This window comes from Pseudomonas sp. TE3-3-F2023 (assembly GCF_036784815.1).
Classification (GTDB): domain Bacteria; phylum Pseudomonadota; class Gammaproteobacteria; order Pseudomonadales; family Pseudomonadaceae; genus Aquipseudomonas; species Aquipseudomonas pudica.
In genome coordinates this window covers 4,425,749-4,441,306 of the sequence record NZ_CP145113.1, presented here as the reverse complement: position 1 = coordinate 4,441,306, position 15,558 = coordinate 4,425,749, and the positions used below count along the sequence as shown (strand labels likewise).

The following is a 15,558-nucleotide window of genomic DNA, read 5'->3' as shown; positions in this document are numbered from 1 at the left end:
TGATTTTCTAGGTGTTAATACTGGATGAGGTCTTTGATCTCATCCCTATTCTTCAGGGCCAGCTGGATGACCTCGGGCCTCTGATCGGCTTGGTCTTCATTCAGGTTGAGCTGGAACAGGAGGTACAAGAGAAGGGCTCGGCGACACTTCACGTGCATCTCGCCGTTCTCCATCAGGAAGTCGGACTCGATCAATTTGCGCTGGGCTGGGGTGAGACCGGGGTGCGGGATGAGAATCACATTCACGATGGTGTTCCAGGCGTAGTCTTCGTCATCCCGATCCCGATCTTGCCCCACATATTTGCAGTGTTTGATGCGCGTCAGAGAGAAATCCCGGAAAGCCTTACGCTTGTGGCAGTACGCCCGGACGTGCCAGCGGTTACCGTCATGCACCAAGGCATGAGGAGACAGCATCCGCTCACCGCCTTCAGGGTCTGTCAGGGATTGGTAGAAGACCTCGACAAGTTCTTTCTCGCGAATCGCGCGGAGAATTACCCCAACGATGTCTGCGTTCAGGCGCCGACCCAGCTTGGGCACGGCAGCGACAGGGGATTGCCAGCCCAGAAAGCTGCCGTAGGGGATCTCTGGCTGAACGGCGACGCGCAGCAGATCATCCAGGTAGCGCTCAACTGCGCTGGACGGGAAGACTGCTTTGAATGAATCAGTAGCCCTGTAGACCCTGGCTCGGGTGTCGTACTCGAGGTTGCTCTCAGCGAGTTTCGCGTACTCAGTGATGTCCAGTGACGCCTGGGGTACCGAGATTCCGAAGAAGTCAGTAAGACTGCTGCGGTTGATTTGGCCATCCCACCGCAGTCGATAGTCGATGAATTCCAACCGACGTTCCTGGCCCCAACGTGCTCCTTGCCGTCCCTTGCTGATGGGTTGGTTGTCCGTGGGTTTGGACTCGTTTGTCATGCTCGAACCTCGATAGCGTATAAAAACTAGACTACATCTAAAAACTATGCGTATAGTAATCATACGCTAGCGAGCTGAGGTTCGCAATTTTCCTGGCCGGATTCTTCGGATGGTGCGGGATGGTTGAACTGCAGTGAGCCGTAAGGGCGATTCGGGCCTGGTGCTCGAGTGGCCGCGCCATCTCATCCGTCGGCATGTGGTGTAGCTGCTGGTAGGGATGCTTTGCGACTAACACAACATTCTTAGGAGGGGATGGCACATGCCACTCACCAACACTCAGATCAAGTATTACGACAGTAACGTGCTGCGCCTGCCAAAAGAGAAGCGGGAGACCTACAACGCCCAGGTCGATCGCCTGATCGCAGCGCTGAAGGACAGCCTGAAGAAGCAGGACAAAATCACCATCAAGAAGGTGGTGAAGGCAGGCTCCTTTGCCAAGCACACCATCCTGCGGCCTAACGCTCAGAATCCCGCCGACGTGGACGTGGTTTTCTACATCAGTGGGCAGAAGGTGGATGAAGAGACCTTCGCGACCCTGAGCCAAAAAATCTACGACGCGCTGGTCAACCTGTACCCCAACAAGTCTGTTGAAGACTTCGAAATCCAGCGTAAGGCTGCGAAAGTGACCTTCGTGGGTACCGGGCTCGAGGTGGATATCGTTCCGGTTATCGAGAACCCGAACAAGGAAAACTATGGCTGGCAGTTCGACCGGATTGACGGCTCGAAGACTGAAACCTGCGCACCGTGTCAGGTGAATTTCGTGAAGGTTCGGAAGGATGAGGATCCGGACTTCCGCACCTTGGTTCGCCTGGCTAAGCGCTGGCGTACTTGGAAGGAGGTGCCGCTCAAATCCTTCCACATCGAGCTGATCATGGCCCACGTGCTTGAAGTGAACGGCAAGGCTGGCTCGCTGGAGAAGCGCTTCCGGGACTTCCTGCTGTACATCGTTCAATCCGGGCTCAAGGAGGTCATCAAGTTTCCTGAGAACGGCTGGGTGTCTCAATTCCAGGACGCAGTAGTGATCATCGACCCGGTATCCGACACCAACAACGTCGCGAGCCGCATCACCGAGGATGAGCGCAAGGAAATCGTTCAACTGGCCGAGGAATCGTGGGAAACCGCGCACTTCGCCTCGATGGAGGATGATTTCGAGGTGTGGAAAGAGCTGTTCGGTAAAGGCTTCAAGGTGGAGGACGCAGCATGAGTTCTACCTCTACCCAAACCAGCACCTTCACCACGACTGATATTGAAGCGGTCATGCGGCGTATCACGGCTGACCTCGTGATGATCGCTTCCAGCAGCGGCGCGATCACCGAAGCCGAGGCTCGTCAGTGGGGGCACGACATTGAGGTTCTGGCCAAGTACGGCTACCTCGAGTACGTCGATATCACCTTGTTGAGTTACGGAGTCGAGTACAAGGCTGCGCGATTCTACGTCAATGAGTCTGGCTCGCTTGCGAACCAGCGGCCAGGAAATGCCCTCTGGCCAAGACTCTCGAGCCCGGAACTGCGGATCGTTCTCGGCACCGTTGACGCCTACGATGCGAATGCTCAGGAAAAGATGGCCAGCAAAATGAAGTGCAGTTGGTCGACCAGTTACGCGGACATTTCTCACTCTCAGCTGACCCAGAGTGGTGGGCGTGAATACTCCAGCAATGGCTACGGCATGGAACGTAAGGACTACACCCGATGAGCACTACCTCCGTTTTTGACTCGGCCATTGAGCTGCCGGATATCCAGCTGACTGATCGCGAGAAAGTGTTGCTCGGGTTTGCCGGCCGCTATGAGCGTGTGCAGAACCAACTCCAACTGCTGCTGAACCAAGGTCAGCTGTCCGAGTGGAGCAAGCAGCATCATAAAAGTGTGCTGCCGATCTGCAACCTCGTAGCCGATCAGTACCCCCTAGTGATCTTCCATGGCGACGTCGGTACCGGCAAAACCGCAACAGCGGAGTGCATTGCTAACCGTATCGTCCGGGATTCGCGTGCTGAGGACTCGGTGCTGTTCAAGCTGAGCAACCGCGTTCGTGGTTCCGGTAAGGTCGGCGAGATGGGCACGTTGTTGACCCAGGCCTTCGCAGAGGTTGCTGAGGCTGCAGGTAAGAAGCGCCGGGCAATTCTGATCATCGACGAAGGTGACTCGATTGCGGCCTCCCGATCGCAGAGCCAGAGTCACCACGAAGACAAGGTGGCAGTGAACACCTTGATTCAGGGTGTCGATGAGTTGCGTAAGTATGGCGGTCGCATTGTGGTGATCCTGTGCACCAACCGGCTTTCCGTGCTGGATGCGGCCCTTCGCCGTCGTGCTGCCATCGTTGAAGAGTTCACTCGCCCGGATGCTGCGGAGCGGAAGGAGCTGTTCAGCATGGATTTGGCTGGCATGGGGCTTTCGGACAAACAACTGACCGACCTGGCAACTGTCACCGGTGAGCGCAACGGTCAGCCTGCTTGGACTTACTCTGATATCCGGACTCGCCTGTATCCAATGGCAATGGCGAAAGCGTTTCCGAATCGCCCACTGGACTTCAAGGATCTGACCGAGTCCATTCTTTCGATGCGTCCTTCTCCAGTGATGGAAGATAAGTAATCGACCAGGCGTGTGCACGGTTCAATGATTCGGTGGGGGAGGGGCGAACTGCTCTTGCCCTCATCGAGCCTCGTTTCCGATCATTCCAGGCGTTTTGGTGTCTGCTAATGGACGCTGTGGTTGCCAGCCAGGCAGCTGCTCAAACGGAGTAGTTATGAAAGCCGACAAAGAAATTTTCGTCTCCGTAGATATCGAGGCATCAGGCCCCATCCCGGGCAAGTACAGCATGCTGTCGATCGGCGCGTGCCTCACCTCCAACCCTGAGGAGCAGTTTTCTTGCTACCTGAAGCCGATTTCTGAGGAGTTCGTTCCTGCGGCTCTGGAGGTTACGGGTTTGTCCTTGGATAAGCTGCGCGAGGAGGGGATGGAACCCGCTGAGGCGATGTCACAGTTCAAGGCTTGGGTTGAGTCTCTTGAGGGCGCAGACCAGTCCGTAGTGTTCGTGGGGTTCAATGCATCCTTCGACTGGAGCTTCGTGAATTACTACTTCCACCTGTACCTCGGTGAGAACCCATTTGGCATCGCCGCGTTGGACATCAAGTCGATGTTCTTCGGTACCGCTCAGTGCACCTGGAAATCGACTCGGTCGAGTGAGATCGAAAAAATTGTGAGTCCTGAAAGCTCTGGCAATCACGATGCGTTGGACGATGCCGTGTACCAGGCGGAGCTGTTCAATTTGATTCGAGAGAAGCTGGTAGCTAGTAAGCGGTCATAGGCTTTTCTGGAAGCGCTGCTCGGTACCCTATGGTTACGTTTACTGGCAAAGCTCAACCACTTTCCAGGCTTGCAGAGCCAAAAAGCAAGTGTGGTGACCGGGCGCACCCGAGTGTTACCACGGATTAGGTAGCCTCGGGTGCGAGGGCTTTCAGTGGCTTTTAAAGAAGCCCGGCCTGGTTGTGATACTCGAAAAATTTTCGAATGATTCCAGAAAGCCGGGAGCTGGGTTCGGCTCTCAAAATGCTTCGGCATGCCTTAACAAAGCGATCACCCACATCGCCAAAGTCCTGGTATGCAGCCTTGTGAAGCACGAACTGCATGCTTTGATTGAAGATCATTTCAAGGTTACGACCGTTGGCCTTAGAAATCTCAGCTTGGTACTCAGTTGCCTTGATGTGCTTGAGCAGATGCTCCTCAGCGTCGCCCCACCCTTGGGTCTTGCGGATGTGAGAGCATGCCTCGGCAAGGGTTGTTGTGGAGGACAGGCGCGCATATGCGGCGTTCAACACAGCTTCCACCTCAGGGCGAATCGGCCGAGTGGATGGCCACTGTGGAGGTACTAGCCCGTCGGGATGGGCGGCGTCTAGAGCTGTCGACCAGGAAGATAAAAATTCTTCGCTCAATTCCGGGCCGCCTGTAAGCTCCTCTGACAGATCCATGAGGTAGCTGAGAGTCGGTGGCTCGATAAATTCTGCGCCTGGAACCAAGCTGCGTAGCTCAGCTACCAGTTGCTCTGTAGTGAGCTCGGGATACCAGTTGTAATGCTGAATGAACTGCGCGACGCCCTTGCCTGAAATCAGCAGCCTGCTGTCGTGTCGGTAGCGCTCGACCAGATCTTGGACTGCCTGTGTATCCAATAGCCCAGTACGAAGAACCTCAACGACCAGTTTTTCGAACTCACCACAGCTGTAGATACCCAAGTCGCTCAGCAGTGAGTCCCACTGTGCATGCTGAGCATCATCTTCGCTTTCATCTTGATCGCCTTGCCGCGCTCGGATGGCTCTGAGGGTTGCCGATACCGTACCGTTATAATCAAGTAGGTACTCGAATGTAGGGCCATCCGGAAGCGATTTAAAATGAATAGTGCTCAGTAGGACTACTGAGGGGATAACTTTCTCGATAACCTCGGCTGGAAGGGGGCCGTGCCCCTCGAGCAGTCGATTGGCGACGCGGATGATTTTGCAAAGGATTCGAATGTTGGTGACGCCGCAGGTGACTGTGGCCTTCTCCAGTGCTTCCTCCCATTCGGTTTTGATGATGCCTTTGGCTATGCCGAACGCTTCTGCCGGAGATGTGTCGAGCCGTAGCTCCTGATCGATTACCTTTTCTCGGAACTGCTCCCAGATTTTCTTATCCGTCAGCTTATCATCGTTGAGCACGAGCAGTACCCGACATTTGTGAACTTGGACGCACTCATCAATGAAACCGAGAATTTCGTCAATGTGCAGCTTGTCGTGCTTGCGCTCAATGTCATCGATAACAAGGAATTTGTTCTTAAGGAGAGTGGGTAGAATGACAAGGGGGAGGTTGTCCATCGCGTTAAAGCTACGATGTAGTCCCTTAGCTAGCTTAGTGAGCCCTTCGAAAGCTTCAGTAATTTGAGTAGCGACACCCTTGTCAACAAGTCTCGGCATTAGGGCGTAAGCAACCTTCGTCTTCAGGTCATTAACTGAACTCACCCCAAAAAGTGAGATGGCAGCTGCTTTTTTTATCGTCTCGTCTACCGAGGTGTCACGAACCTGCTGCCAAAGGTGCGTCTTGCCTGTGCCCCATTTGCCTGTCAGAGCAATGACTCGATTATCCTGAGAAGCAAGGGTCAGCAACAAATTGTGCTTGCAGCGTTCGATGGTCATCTAAACTCCGAATAATATAATGCGTCCTTGTGTAGTGAGGTGGTGGCGGGCTCAAGAATTTCAAGTGTCTCAAGGCGAAATTTTTTGCAATGATGTGGAGCGTTGAATGTCAGGAGGATTTTATGAGTAACCGAGAAGCGGTTGTGAGCTCGAAAAGCAAGGGGATTTTTAAGGCTGCAAACTGGAAAAAAGAAGGTGACGGTCTTTTGGTGGCGGCAAAGGCACTGAGGCAACAGTGGTTATTGAATAAAGAAGAAGTTATTAAGATTATTGCTGATCAGAGCCCTAGGTCTTCTGAGGTATTTATCAAGGACTCCGCTCTGGCTCGGTCATCAATGTTGCTGCTTGGCTATGCGGTTGAAATGTTCTTGAAGGGCGGGGTGGTCAAACTTTATTCACACTGTCCAGAAGACCTGGTTGAGCGTGTAGTTCGCAAACTCGGACATGACTACGAGTGCATGGCCGAGCGGCTGGATATAAACCTTGAGCCTGATCAGTTAAAGCAATTGAAAGATCTGTCTAGAAGTGTCGTTAACGACGCGCGATACCCAATCACACCTTCACTGGGTACAGACTTTTTCGAACAGACCAACCAAGTCACCCGATTCAACAATCGACAGCCAAACTTTGAGAGCCTAGTAGGGCTGGTCGAGCAGATACGCGATTTCGCTCGGAAGATTGACTCGGACAGTTCCAATCCTGCCTGGTTTCAGCATCGCTGGACAGACTGGGGTTACGTGGTTGCAAGGTCGGGTGGGAACTTGCCTCCTACCATCGTATTTAGACATGAAGATCAACTGGTAGGGTCTGATTTGCGCAGTGCAATCGAAGCAGTGGTAACGCTATCTGCAGACTTTGATTGCTTTCAGATTTACGAGGACAGGGGTAATGGTAGAAATCGTCGATGCGAGCGGTGGAGTCTGTAGGAGTGAGTGGTATGAGAAAAACTATCCGGCATATAAGTTTGCGCCACACAGGTTTCTCGTGATGGCAATTCTTCTGAGACCGAGACACTCAAAGCTTTTCGTGCTTCAACACTGGGGTCGTGTCTGTCTGGAAAGTTACTAACCGTATTTTGGCGATAAAAATTCGCTCAGAACTACCGTTAGGGGAGTACGGTAGAGGTGGTTTTTCTTATTTTTTGGTGGCAAAACCCTTTAGATAAATTTTGGGGATTTCATAGCTTTGGTGTCTCATGATTTTTTTAATCTCTTCTGCCGAAAGGCTAGAGAGTTCGAGTGCATATGCTTTTGCCACGGCCTGTCTCGATTTGTGGTCGGTCAGCTGATGGAGGTGGTGAAAATATGAGGTTTCTGTATTGTCGTATTTCATTAAATGCCTCCAAGGTGAGGGCTCCATTAAAATGGCTTCATGGTGGGCGCGTCAAGAGGTTTAGGAATTTTTCGTGATCGGTCATATATATTAAGAGTACGCTATAAATGTACTCTTAATAATCGTGATGTTGAGTTTTTGGTTTGACATTTCCCTTGGGATGCTCGGCGCATTGGTGACATTTGCGCTGCCGTCAATTCTTCAAGAAATAGCGGGACTTCCTATTCCCGGCTTGATCTAGCTTCACGTTAGGTGCTTGGTATAGGGGCGAAGAAGAAAGGTGCCACGTGGATAGGCAGCTGGAAATTGGTGAAAATTGACACCTGGCTTTCCAAAAGGTTGGCACTACACGTTGGTGCTCCCTTCGAGAGTCATCGTTGGGCATGGCGCGGCCGGCGGAGCCGGCTGAGTCATTTCTACAGTGGTGAAAATGATTGGGCGACAATGGAAATTGAGCCTGTGGTAGGGACGTCCACAAGGGTCAATAGGCAAGCGTCATGACAGGGCTTCAAGCGCTGCGGGCCTTGAAATAAGGCGCAACTGCTAAGGTGCAACGAATTGCATCTTGTGAGACGGCAAGGCTTCAGAAATGGGGTTTCGTTGGAGGCCGCGAATTATTTGGTGTTGACAGCTGAGGTGGGTGAGGTCATCATGTCGGCCAAGGAAAGGGTAATAGGTTGAACCAGATATAACCGTTCGAATCTCTACGCTTCCGCCACATTCAAAGCCCTGATTATTCAGGGCTTTTTGCGTTTTTGGGGCATAGGAAAACCATCCATGGGAACATCCGTGGGAATGGTTTGTTTCGGCGCTTCCGATACTTCCTGCTTGGTCGGTTTCGCCAAGGCTCCAACTTACCTGGCTTCATCCCATTCTTACAGGCACGAAAAAGCCCGCCAAGGCGGGCTCCTCGCTTGCTACTGAGCGCTAGCCGCAGCCTCTCAAGCCAAATTGCATTACTGACAACTGCGCGGAAATCTGATCCGTAGGCTGGACCCAAACCTTGTCTCCCACCGTTTCCATACGGTAGTTAATGGAAATAACGCTGTCGTTCCTCCCGGTAATGTAAAGAACGGCGGATCCCTTCATGCCAAGCAGTCCGTCAGTATCAAGGGCGACCGAGTCGATTCTGGCCACGGACCTGCAAGTGGCATTCATCTGCCCAAGATTGGTGACGATTTGTGAGCCCAGCTGGCGGACCAGGTCCTCCCCAGTCTTTTCAAAGTCTGCGTGCCTCTTCCATTCCACAGCTGCATAGCCGGAACCCACGAGCAGAATGATAAAAACACCAAGCTTTTTGATACGTGACACGGGTGATCCCGATAGATGTAATGTGGCTACGAAATGCGGGGCAAATCAGACTAGACAGGCGTTCCACGCCAGCAGCATCCAGAACTGGATACAGGTTACGTCCAGGCGGATGAGCCGATCCTTGTGCCCGGTGTTCTACGAGATTTCGAAATGCTCCACATCAGTGGCCTGCAGGCGTTTGATGCAGGAGTGGTCATCCTAGTAGAAGAGGTAGATCCCGTCACCTACAAAAGCGCGGACGTTGATGTTCACGATCCGTGGCGCAGCGCGCAGGTGGGTAATATTCTGCAGAGATTGCGTAAAGCTTGAACTCTGCACTGTATCTGTGGGAGCGGCATCCAGCCGCGAACACCAGCGCGGCCGGAGCCATACACCGCTTTGCATTCTTCGCGGGCATGCCCGCTCCCGCAGGTTTTATTGCAGGGTCACTGGCTTCATGTCATCCGGTAATTGACGAATAGCTGCCTCTATCCGCTCGATCGGTGCTGCGAGTTTGTCCGCTTCCGTGTCCTTGCCCTCCCTTCTCAGGCGATCGCGCTCAATGCGCAGGTTAAGCAAATTCTTCTGCAGCTTCAGAGCCGAGGTATTGAACGGATCCATGCTTTTCTCATGCTGTAGGCTTCCGTGCCGTTGTAGGAAAACTGGACCGTAGCAGCTCGAATTTGCTGGAGAAACTGATGTTTCATACAGGCAAAGCTCACTGCTTCGATTCTTCCTACATTGCGAGGTAAAAAGATCCTACAGGTCGCATTTCAAATCGTGTATTTCAAATCCGCCTCAACACCACGTGGTACCTGGCCGCAATCGGTTTTCGCCTATGCAGGCCCTCGACGCGGCTCAACCCAGGGCCTGCCGTTCTTTTCGAAACCTTATGTAGCAATTGCCGCCAGCAAGCTACAGGTGGTCCGCATCCACCACCGCCTGGGTGAACGCCTGCGGCGCTTCCTGCGGCAGGTTGTGGCCGATACCGCCGCTGATCAGCCGGTACTCGTACTTGCCGGTAAAGCGCTGCGCATAGGCTTCGGCCGGCGGATGCGGGGCGCCGTTGGCGTCGCCTTCCAGGGTGATGGTCGGTACTCCGATACTGGGGAAGTTGGCCAGTTTGGCTTCGAGCGGGTCGTAGCGCGTTTCGCCCTGGGCCAGCCCCAGCCGCCAACGGTAGTTGTGCACGGTGATCGCCACCTGGTCGGGATTGTCCAGGGCCTTGGCGCTGCGCTCGAAGGTGGCGTCGTCGAAGGACCACTTGGGCGAGGCGGTTTGCCAGATCAGTTTGGCGAAGGCATGGCGGTTCTTTTCATAACCGGCCTGGCCGCGCGCGGTGGCGAAGTAGTACTGGTACCACCACTGCAACTCGGCACCAGGGGGCAGGGGGGCCTTGGCGGCTTCCTGGCTGCTGATCAGGTAGCCGCTGACGGATACCAGCGCCTTTACCCGCTCTGGCCATAGCGCCGAGACAATGTCGGCGGTGCGTGCGCCCCAGTCGAAGCCGGCAAGCACGGCACGCTGGACATGCAGCGCGTCCATGAAGGCGATCACGTCGCTGGCCAACGCCGAGGGCTGGGCATTGCGTGGGGTTGCCGCAGACAGGAAGCGGGTCTGCCCGTAACCACGTACATAAGGCACCAGCACCCGGTAGCCTTTTGCCGCCAGGGCGGGTGCAACTTGTTCGAAGCTGTGAATGTCATACGGCCAGCCATGCAGCAGGATCACCACCGGGCCGTCGGCCGGGCCTTGCTCTACGTAGGCCACATCGAGCACGCCAGCGTTGACGTGTTTCAGCGGGCCAAAAGCATCCGCCGTTGTGGCGGCTGGCTGGGGCTGCTGTGGTGCAGCCGTGGCCATGTTTGCCGCCATCAGGCCAAGCGGCAGCAGGGCACAGGCGAGCAGCGTACGGCTGAAGCGGTGTGGCAGGGCGGTGGTCGAGTGGCGGACAGGCATCGGGCATCTCCTTGGCGAAACCATCGGGGCAGATCGATGGGTACCAGTAAAGGTGACGGCTGTATCGCAGATGTGTCCGTTGCACCTGCATGAAACGTTCTTGTGTATCACATCTCACTTTACATACATGAAGATACAAATGCCGTACGGCAGAGAGTTTTGCTGCTTCTGCTACGATCGCCAGCTTTCCCGGCCATGGAGAGGCCCATGCATTACGTCGTGATTGAATCTCACCGCAGTGAATACCCGCGGCCCATCCGCTTCGCCAAGGGTACCTTGCTGGACATTGGCCCGCGTTACGAGGGCGAGGCAGGGTGGCAGGACTGGTACCTCTGTACCTGCACCGGCCAGGAACCCGGCTGGGTTCCAGCCCAATTGATCGAGCGGCTCAGCGTCTGCCAGGGCAGGGCGCTGGACCACTATTCGGCGCATGAGCTGGATGTCGACCCGGGGCAGTTGGTGCAGATGGTGCGCCAGCTCAATGGCTGGGTCTGGTGTCGGCGCCATGGCGATGACGAGCTTGGCTGGTTGCCAGAGCAAAAGCTTCAGCGGCTGACCTGAAGTGCCCCATCGGTCAGCACCTGCTCCGTGCACAGGATGCGCGCGTAATCCATAGCCAGGTTGCTCAACGACAACGCATGTACATCCTCCGCGGGCCAAAGCCGTCCTTGCAGGTCGTGCTGGTCAAAGGTAAAGCAGGCATCTTCAACCACCACCACATCGAAACCGAGATTGCCCGCCGAGCGTGCGCTGGCTTCCACGGAGTTGTTGGTAATCACCCCGGCGATGACCAGTGCTTTGATGCTGCGCGCGTGCAGCCATCGCTCCAGGCCGGAGTTGGCGAAGGCATCGGGTACATGTTTGTCGAACACTGTCTCGTTGGCCAGCGGGGTAAATGCGGGCTGGAATTCGCAGCCGGACTGGCCCGGCCAGAACACTGAGTCCACCGACCGGGAGAGGTGGCGCACATGGACCACCGGGCGTCCTGACTGACGCCATGCCGCCAGCAGTTCGCCCATGCGCAGTTCTGCCTCGGGGTTGTTGCGCCGGCCCAGGCGCGGGTGATGGATGCCAACCTGAAGGTCGATCAGCAACAGCGCTGCGTTGGTGGTTAAAGCGGTCACGACGAGATAGCACTCCTTGGCAGGTTCGAGCGATTGCCTTTGGCACAGCGTAGCGTGGATGACCGTAAAAAAAAATTGCAGCAACGCCCTGCCAGTCCATGGCACTGGGCGGTGCCGTGGCCGGGTTGGTGGGGATCGCAGCGCGCCAGTCATTACATCTGATCCGCTTTTTTTCCACAAACCTGAATCTGTAACGGTATCAGCGCTGGCCCGACAATAAGCCCATTCCCGTATCACACTTGTAGAGGTTCCAATGGGCAAGCTCGCGCTATTCCTGGGTGGTTTTTTGCTGCTGACCATTCTGATCGGTATTCTTGGCACCATTCCGCCAAGCTGACGTTCACCACCCCCATCCCTCGCGGCCTGCCTGTCCTCCGGGCGGGCCCTTTCCTCTTTCTTGTTGGCCGATTCACCCTACCCGTTTGTACGATAAGTCGTTCTTTGCACTAGGAAAACTGTCCACAAAAAACGTGGGTAGGTCTGTGGATAAAGTGCTGCAAGCCAAGCCTGTGGCGGGCTCTGTTAAATTGAGCAGAATTTGAACAGTGATTTCAGAGGGTGTTTCAGCAGGCCAGGCCGGCGCGGCGCAGGGCCGCCAGCAGGTCGCGTACCCGTGCCGGCAGTTCGCCGGCTGGGTACACAGCATGCATTTGCGGGTTCTGGCCGTTGCTTGAGGTCAGGCGGTACTGCGGGCATACCCGCACCAGTCGCCCGGCCTTGACTTGTGCTTCGCCGACCCAGGCGGCCAGGCGGGCGATGCCGGCACCGGCCAGGGTACTGTGATACACCGCGTTGCCAGAGTCCAGGCGCAGCCTGGGCCTGGGGCGCAGGCTGGTAATCTGGCCGTCGCGGCAGAAGTGCCAGGCCTTGAGGATGCGCGGGGCAGTGTGCAGGATCAGCGCGTGGCCTTCGAGGTCCTGCGGGTGTTGTGGTGTGCCGGCCAGGGCCAGGTATTCAGGGCTCGCATACAGGTGGCGCCGGTAATCCCACAGCGGGTAGCCGATCAGTTCGCTCGACTGTGGGAATGCACCGCGCACAACGAAATCGAATTTGCCTTGCAACGGGTCCAAGGCCCCGTCGCTGTACTGCACATCCAGGGTTACCTGGGGGTGGCAGCGGGAAAACTCGGCAAGTACCTGCGGCAGAATATGTTCACCCAGTACCTGCGGCACGGCGAAGCGGATCCAGCCTTGTGCGCTGCCACTGAGCGCGGCCAGTTCGTCGGCGGCATCACGTTGCACATCCAGCAAGCGTTCAGCGTGTGGCAGCAGGCGCTCGCCGGCTTCGGTCAGGGTCACGGCATTGGCGTTGCGGTTGAGCAGTTTGTTCCCGGCGTTGTCTTCCAGGGTTTGTACCGCGCGGGTTACCGCGCTGGGGGAGCGCCCCAGGGCGCGGGCGGCGGCGACAAAGCTGCGCTTGTGCGCCACGCTGACGAACGCCTGAATTTCCCGCAACATGTCCAAAGCCATTGCCTGCTCCTTATTGCAGTTTTCGCAATACGGCATTTCAACACAAGCGCGGCGCTTTGATTAGCCTTGCAGGCGTCTTCACTGCCTGGAACCGCGTCATGATGGATATCGCTGTGCTTTCCGTGTTCGCTTTCGCCGCTGGGTTGATCGACGCCGCCGTGGGTGGCGGTGGTTTGATCCAGATCCCCGCCTTGTTCAACGTACTGCCCACCGCGCAACCTGCGGCATTGCTCGGTAGCAACAAGCTGGCGTCGGTGTGTGGCACGGCCTTCGCTGCGCGTTCATTCATCCGCAGGGTGACGCTGGACTGGGGGGTGATCGTGCCGGCGGCGCTCAGTGCCTTCATCATGTCGTTCGCTGGTGCCGCCACAGTGTCGCTGGTGCCGCCCAGCGTGATGCGCCCGGCGGTGCTGGTGCTGATCGTGCTGATGGCCATCTACACATTTTGCAAGAAGGACTTCGGCACACTGCACAAACCCGCAAGTATCGGCCGCAAGGAGCAGTGCCTGGCGCTACTGATCGGTGGCGCGATCGGTTTTTACGATGGCCTGTTCGGCCCGGGCACTGGCAGCTTCCTGATCTTCCTGTTCATCCGCTTCTTTGCGTTGGATTTCCTGCACGCCTCGGCGTCGGCAAAGGTGGTGAACATCGCCACAAACCTGGCGGCACTGGTGTTCTTCGTGCCATCAGGCAACGTGCTGTACGCCATCGCCTTGCCCATGGCGCTGTGCAACATCCTCGGTGCGCTGACTGGTACCTGGCTGGCAGTGCGCAAGGGCGCGGGCTTTGTGCGCGGGCTGTTCCTGGTGCTGTTGTGCGTGCTGATCGCCAAGTTGACGTGGGACTTGCTGGCCGCCTAGATCACATCACCTGGCGTTGCAGTTCAGCCTGCTCGACACGGTTGCGGCCATGGGCCTTTGCCCGGTACAGCGCCTGGTCGGCGCGCGCAAGCAGTTCGTCGAGGGTGGGGGCCGGCATGTCGGCGGCGCAGCCGGCCAGGCCGATGCTGACAGTAATCCGCAGGTGCTGCTCGGCTTGCATCACATGCAGGTCCTGCACGGCGCGACGCAGGCGTTCGGCAGTGAACCTGGCCCGGTCTGGCGCCATGCCCGGGAGTACAACGACAAATTCCTCGCCGCCCAGGCGGGCGATCAGTTCGCCATCGTGTAGCTGGTCCTGCAGGGTGCCGGCGAACTGGCGCAGCACCTGGTCACCGACCGCATGGCCGTGGGCATCATTGATCGACTTGAAGTGGTCGATATCCAGCATCATCAGGGTCAGCGGCAGCGCCTGGGCGTGTTGCTGGCGGCTTTCCAGCAGCGTGTTTGCGCGGCGGGTGAAAGCACTGCGGGTGAGCACGCCGGTGAGGTGGTCGATGGTGGCCTGATGCGCCAGGCGGGCCATGAGGCTGCGGTTGGCCTGGCTGACGCAGGCCACCACCAGCGGCCCGAGCACCAGCATGGCGATGCCCAGGCGCGCCGACAGCAGCGTGGTCACCCCGGGCTCGCTTTGCGGAACGCTGAAATGCATGAGGTTTTGCGCCACCGCCACGATCAGCGTGCTGCCGGCGGTGAGTGTCAGCAGCGAGACCAGGAACGGCGAGTACGTCCAGGCACACCACAGCAGCGCGGCAATCGGGAAGGCAATGGCCCCGGGGCCACCGAAGGCAATGCTGAACGCCAGCGAGGCCAGCAGCACCAACAACGGCGCCAGTCGGATGGCCTGGGCACCACCGCGTACCAGGGCGCGTGCCGAGGGAGCCGTCAGCAGCACTGGCAGCACCAGCACGCTGGTGGAAAATTGTTCACTGAACCAGGCCAGCCAGGTGGCGCGCAGGGACTGTTCGAACCACGGCGTGGCCATTACCGCCGCCATGCTGGCCGCCACTATCGCCGCGGCGGCACAGGCACCGAACACGCTCAGCACGCCGTGGGGGGTACGCATGCGCCGGTGCAAGCGCGGCAAACGCGAGAGCAGTAGCCAGAGGGTGACCACCACGCCCAGGTTGCACAGGTTGAACCACAGGGCCGGTAACCAGGTGCTGCCACACAACAAGTCGGCGCCGACCATGGCCAGCCAGACCAGGGTAAAGCCTGTCGGCGTGGCTTGGCGGGGGTAGCGCAGCAGCACGCCGGCCAGTACCGCATTGACCGGCCAGAACAGCGACAGAGATTCGATCGGGCGGGCCAGGATGCCGCCCAGCGTCAGGGCGAAGGTCAGGCCAAGTAGAACGACGTAGTGCAACAAGCGCGAATGGGCTGGAAAAACCATGGGCTCGACCGGCAAAGCGGAAACGAAATCCAGGACAACGGCTT

The 15,558-nt window shown here is 56.9% G+C and carries 16 protein-coding genes and 1 pseudogene; 7 read left to right on the top strand and 10 right to left on the bottom strand.

Features of this window, described 5'->3' with window-relative positions; genetic code table 11:
• Positions 1–14 precede the first annotated feature (14 nt).
• On the bottom strand, positions 15–833 hold the full coding sequence (locus tag V3314_RS20550; RefSeq protein WP_081273215.1) for a WYL domain-containing protein: 819 nt from the start codon (positions 831–833) through the stop codon (positions 15–17).
• A 340-nt stretch (positions 834–1,173) separates the two neighbouring features.
• On the opposite strand from V3314_RS20550, the gene V3314_RS20545 reads away from it, so the two are divergent.
• From V3314_RS20545 to V3314_RS20530, 4 genes are all read left to right on the top strand, one after another.
• Entirely contained in the window at positions 1,174–2,118 is a 945-nt protein-coding gene (locus tag V3314_RS20545; protein ID WP_028692345.1) for a CBASS oligonucleotide cyclase, read from the top strand.
• A complete protein-coding gene (locus tag V3314_RS20540) occupies positions 2,115–2,606 on the top strand; it encodes a hypothetical protein (protein WP_028692344.1) in 492 nt (163 codons plus the stop codon). The genes V3314_RS20545 and V3314_RS20540 overlap by 4 nt, the downstream gene beginning before the upstream one ends.
• Positions 2,603–3,499: an ATP-binding protein gene (locus tag V3314_RS20535; protein WP_028692343.1), complete on the top strand. Its 897-nt coding sequence runs from the start codon at positions 2,603–2,605 to the stop codon at positions 3,497–3,499. Before V3314_RS20540 ends, V3314_RS20535 begins: the two co-directional genes overlap by 4 nt.
• Positions 3,500–3,653: 154 nt before the next feature.
• Positions 3,654–4,214: a 3'-5' exonuclease gene (locus V3314_RS20530; protein WP_028692342.1), complete on the top strand. Its 561-nt coding sequence runs from the start codon at positions 3,654–3,656 to the stop codon at positions 4,212–4,214.
• Positions 4,215–4,374: 160 nt separating this feature from the next.
• On the opposite strand, the gene V3314_RS20525 is transcribed toward V3314_RS20530, so the two are convergent.
• Complete coding sequence (locus V3314_RS20525; protein WP_064491913.1) at positions 4,375–6,069, bottom strand: P-loop NTPase fold protein; 1,695 nt, start codon at positions 6,067–6,069, stop codon at positions 4,375–4,377.
• Positions 6,070–6,191: 122 nt separating this feature from the next.
• On the opposite strand from V3314_RS20525, the gene V3314_RS20520 reads away from it, so the two are divergent.
• The gene (locus V3314_RS20520; protein WP_338459573.1) at positions 6,192–6,995 is read left to right on the top strand and encodes a hypothetical protein; all 804 of its coding nucleotides are present in this window, start codon (positions 6,192–6,194) and stop codon (positions 6,993–6,995) included.
• 208 nt (positions 6,996–7,203) lie between these two features.
• Here the strand turns inward: V3314_RS20520 and V3314_RS20515 are convergent, their stop codons facing one another.
• The 5 genes and pseudogenes from V3314_RS20515 to V3314_RS20495 form a co-directional block, all read right to left on the bottom strand.
• The gene (locus tag V3314_RS20515; protein ID WP_064491911.1) at positions 7,204–7,401 is read right to left on the bottom strand and encodes a hypothetical protein; all 198 of its coding nucleotides are present in this window, start codon (positions 7,399–7,401) and stop codon (positions 7,204–7,206) included.
• Between the two features lie 927 nt (positions 7,402–8,328).
• Positions 8,329–8,712 carry a hypothetical protein gene (locus V3314_RS20510; protein WP_108481323.1) on the bottom strand — a complete coding sequence of 128 codons (384 nt, stop codon included), beginning with the start codon at positions 8,710–8,712 and terminating at the stop codon, positions 8,329–8,331.
• A 45-nt stretch (positions 8,713–8,757) separates the two neighbouring features.
• A pseudogene (locus V3314_RS20505) lies at positions 8,758–8,973 on the bottom strand (XRE family transcriptional regulator); the annotation flags it as partial.
• Between the two features lie 153 nt (positions 8,974–9,126).
• Positions 9,127–9,312, bottom strand: a complete 186-nt coding sequence (locus V3314_RS20500) for a hypothetical protein (protein WP_046614864.1) — start codon at positions 9,310–9,312, stop codon at positions 9,127–9,129.
• A gap of 294 nt (positions 9,313–9,606) precedes the next feature.
• The gene (locus V3314_RS20495) at positions 9,607–10,650 is read right to left on the bottom strand and encodes an alpha/beta hydrolase (protein WP_085599345.1); all 1,044 of its coding nucleotides are present in this window, start codon (positions 10,648–10,650) and stop codon (positions 9,607–9,609) included.
• A gap of 207 nt (positions 10,651–10,857) precedes the next feature.
• Between V3314_RS20495 and V3314_RS20490 the strand changes: the two genes are divergently transcribed.
• Entirely contained in the window at positions 10,858–11,211 is a 354-nt protein-coding gene (locus V3314_RS20490; RefSeq protein ID WP_046614866.1) for an SH3 domain-containing protein, read from the top strand.
• Here V3314_RS20490 and V3314_RS20485 read toward each other — a convergent pair.
• Positions 11,196–11,774 (bottom strand): cysteine hydrolase family protein, encoded by a 579-nt coding sequence (locus V3314_RS20485; protein WP_108481321.1) that lies wholly within the window; start codon positions 11,772–11,774, stop codon positions 11,196–11,198. The two genes, V3314_RS20490 and V3314_RS20485, sit on opposite strands and share 16 nt — an antisense overlap.
• Before the next feature lie 563 nt (positions 11,775–12,337).
• Positions 12,338–13,243 carry a LysR substrate-binding domain-containing protein gene (locus V3314_RS20480; protein ID WP_338459572.1) on the bottom strand — a complete coding sequence of 302 codons (906 nt, stop codon included), beginning with the start codon at positions 13,241–13,243 and terminating at the stop codon, positions 12,338–12,340.
• 98 nt (positions 13,244–13,341) lie between these two features.
• Here V3314_RS20480 and V3314_RS20475 point away from each other — a divergent pair, with 98 nt between their 5' ends.
• Entirely contained in the window at positions 13,342–14,103 is a 762-nt protein-coding gene (locus tag V3314_RS20475) for a TSUP family transporter (RefSeq protein ID WP_338459571.1), read from the top strand.
• Between the two features lies 1 nt (position 14,104).
• Here the strand turns inward: V3314_RS20475 and V3314_RS20470 are convergent, their stop codons facing one another.
• Positions 14,105–15,529 (bottom strand): diguanylate cyclase, encoded by a 1,425-nt coding sequence (locus V3314_RS20470; RefSeq protein WP_322493462.1) that lies wholly within the window; start codon positions 15,527–15,529, stop codon positions 14,105–14,107.
• Between the last annotated feature and the right edge of the window lie 29 nt (positions 15,530–15,558).

What these genes read in the sequence shown, in the direction of transcription:
- V3314_RS20545 (WP_028692345.1), top strand. Translation starts at nt 1,174, where the DNA reads ATGCCACTCACCAACACTCAGATCAAGTATTACGACAGTAACGTGCTG.
- V3314_RS20540 (WP_028692344.1), top strand. Translation starts at nt 2,115, where the DNA reads ATGAGTTCTACCTCTACCCAAACCAGCACCTTCACCACGACTGATATT.
- V3314_RS20535 (WP_028692343.1), top strand. Translation starts at nt 2,603, where the DNA reads ATGAGCACTACCTCCGTTTTTGACTCGGCCATTGAGCTGCCGGATATC.
- V3314_RS20530 (WP_028692342.1), top strand. Translation starts at nt 3,654, where the DNA reads ATGAAAGCCGACAAAGAAATTTTCGTCTCCGTAGATATCGAGGCATCA.
- V3314_RS20525 (WP_064491913.1), bottom strand. Translation starts at nt 6,069, where the DNA reads ATGACCATCGAACGCTGCAAGCACAATTTGTTGCTGACCCTTGCTTCT.
- V3314_RS20520 (WP_338459573.1), top strand. Translation starts at nt 6,192, where the DNA reads ATGAGTAACCGAGAAGCGGTTGTGAGCTCGAAAAGCAAGGGGATTTTT.
- V3314_RS20515 (WP_064491911.1), bottom strand. Translation starts at nt 7,401, where the DNA reads ATGAAATACGACAATACAGAAACCTCATATTTTCACCACCTCCATCAG.
- V3314_RS20500 (WP_046614864.1), bottom strand. Translation starts at nt 9,312, where the DNA reads ATGGATCCGTTCAATACCTCGGCTCTGAAGCTGCAGAAGAATTTGCTT.
- V3314_RS20495 (WP_085599345.1), bottom strand. Translation starts at nt 10,650, where the DNA reads ATGCCTGTCCGCCACTCGACCACCGCCCTGCCACACCGCTTCAGCCGT.
- V3314_RS20490 (WP_046614866.1), top strand. Translation starts at nt 10,858, where the DNA reads ATGCATTACGTCGTGATTGAATCTCACCGCAGTGAATACCCGCGGCCC.
- V3314_RS20480 (WP_338459572.1), bottom strand. Translation starts at nt 13,243, where the DNA reads ATGGCTTTGGACATGTTGCGGGAAATTCAGGCGTTCGTCAGCGTGGCG.
- V3314_RS20475 (WP_338459571.1), top strand. Translation starts at nt 13,342, where the DNA reads ATGATGGATATCGCTGTGCTTTCCGTGTTCGCTTTCGCCGCTGGGTTG.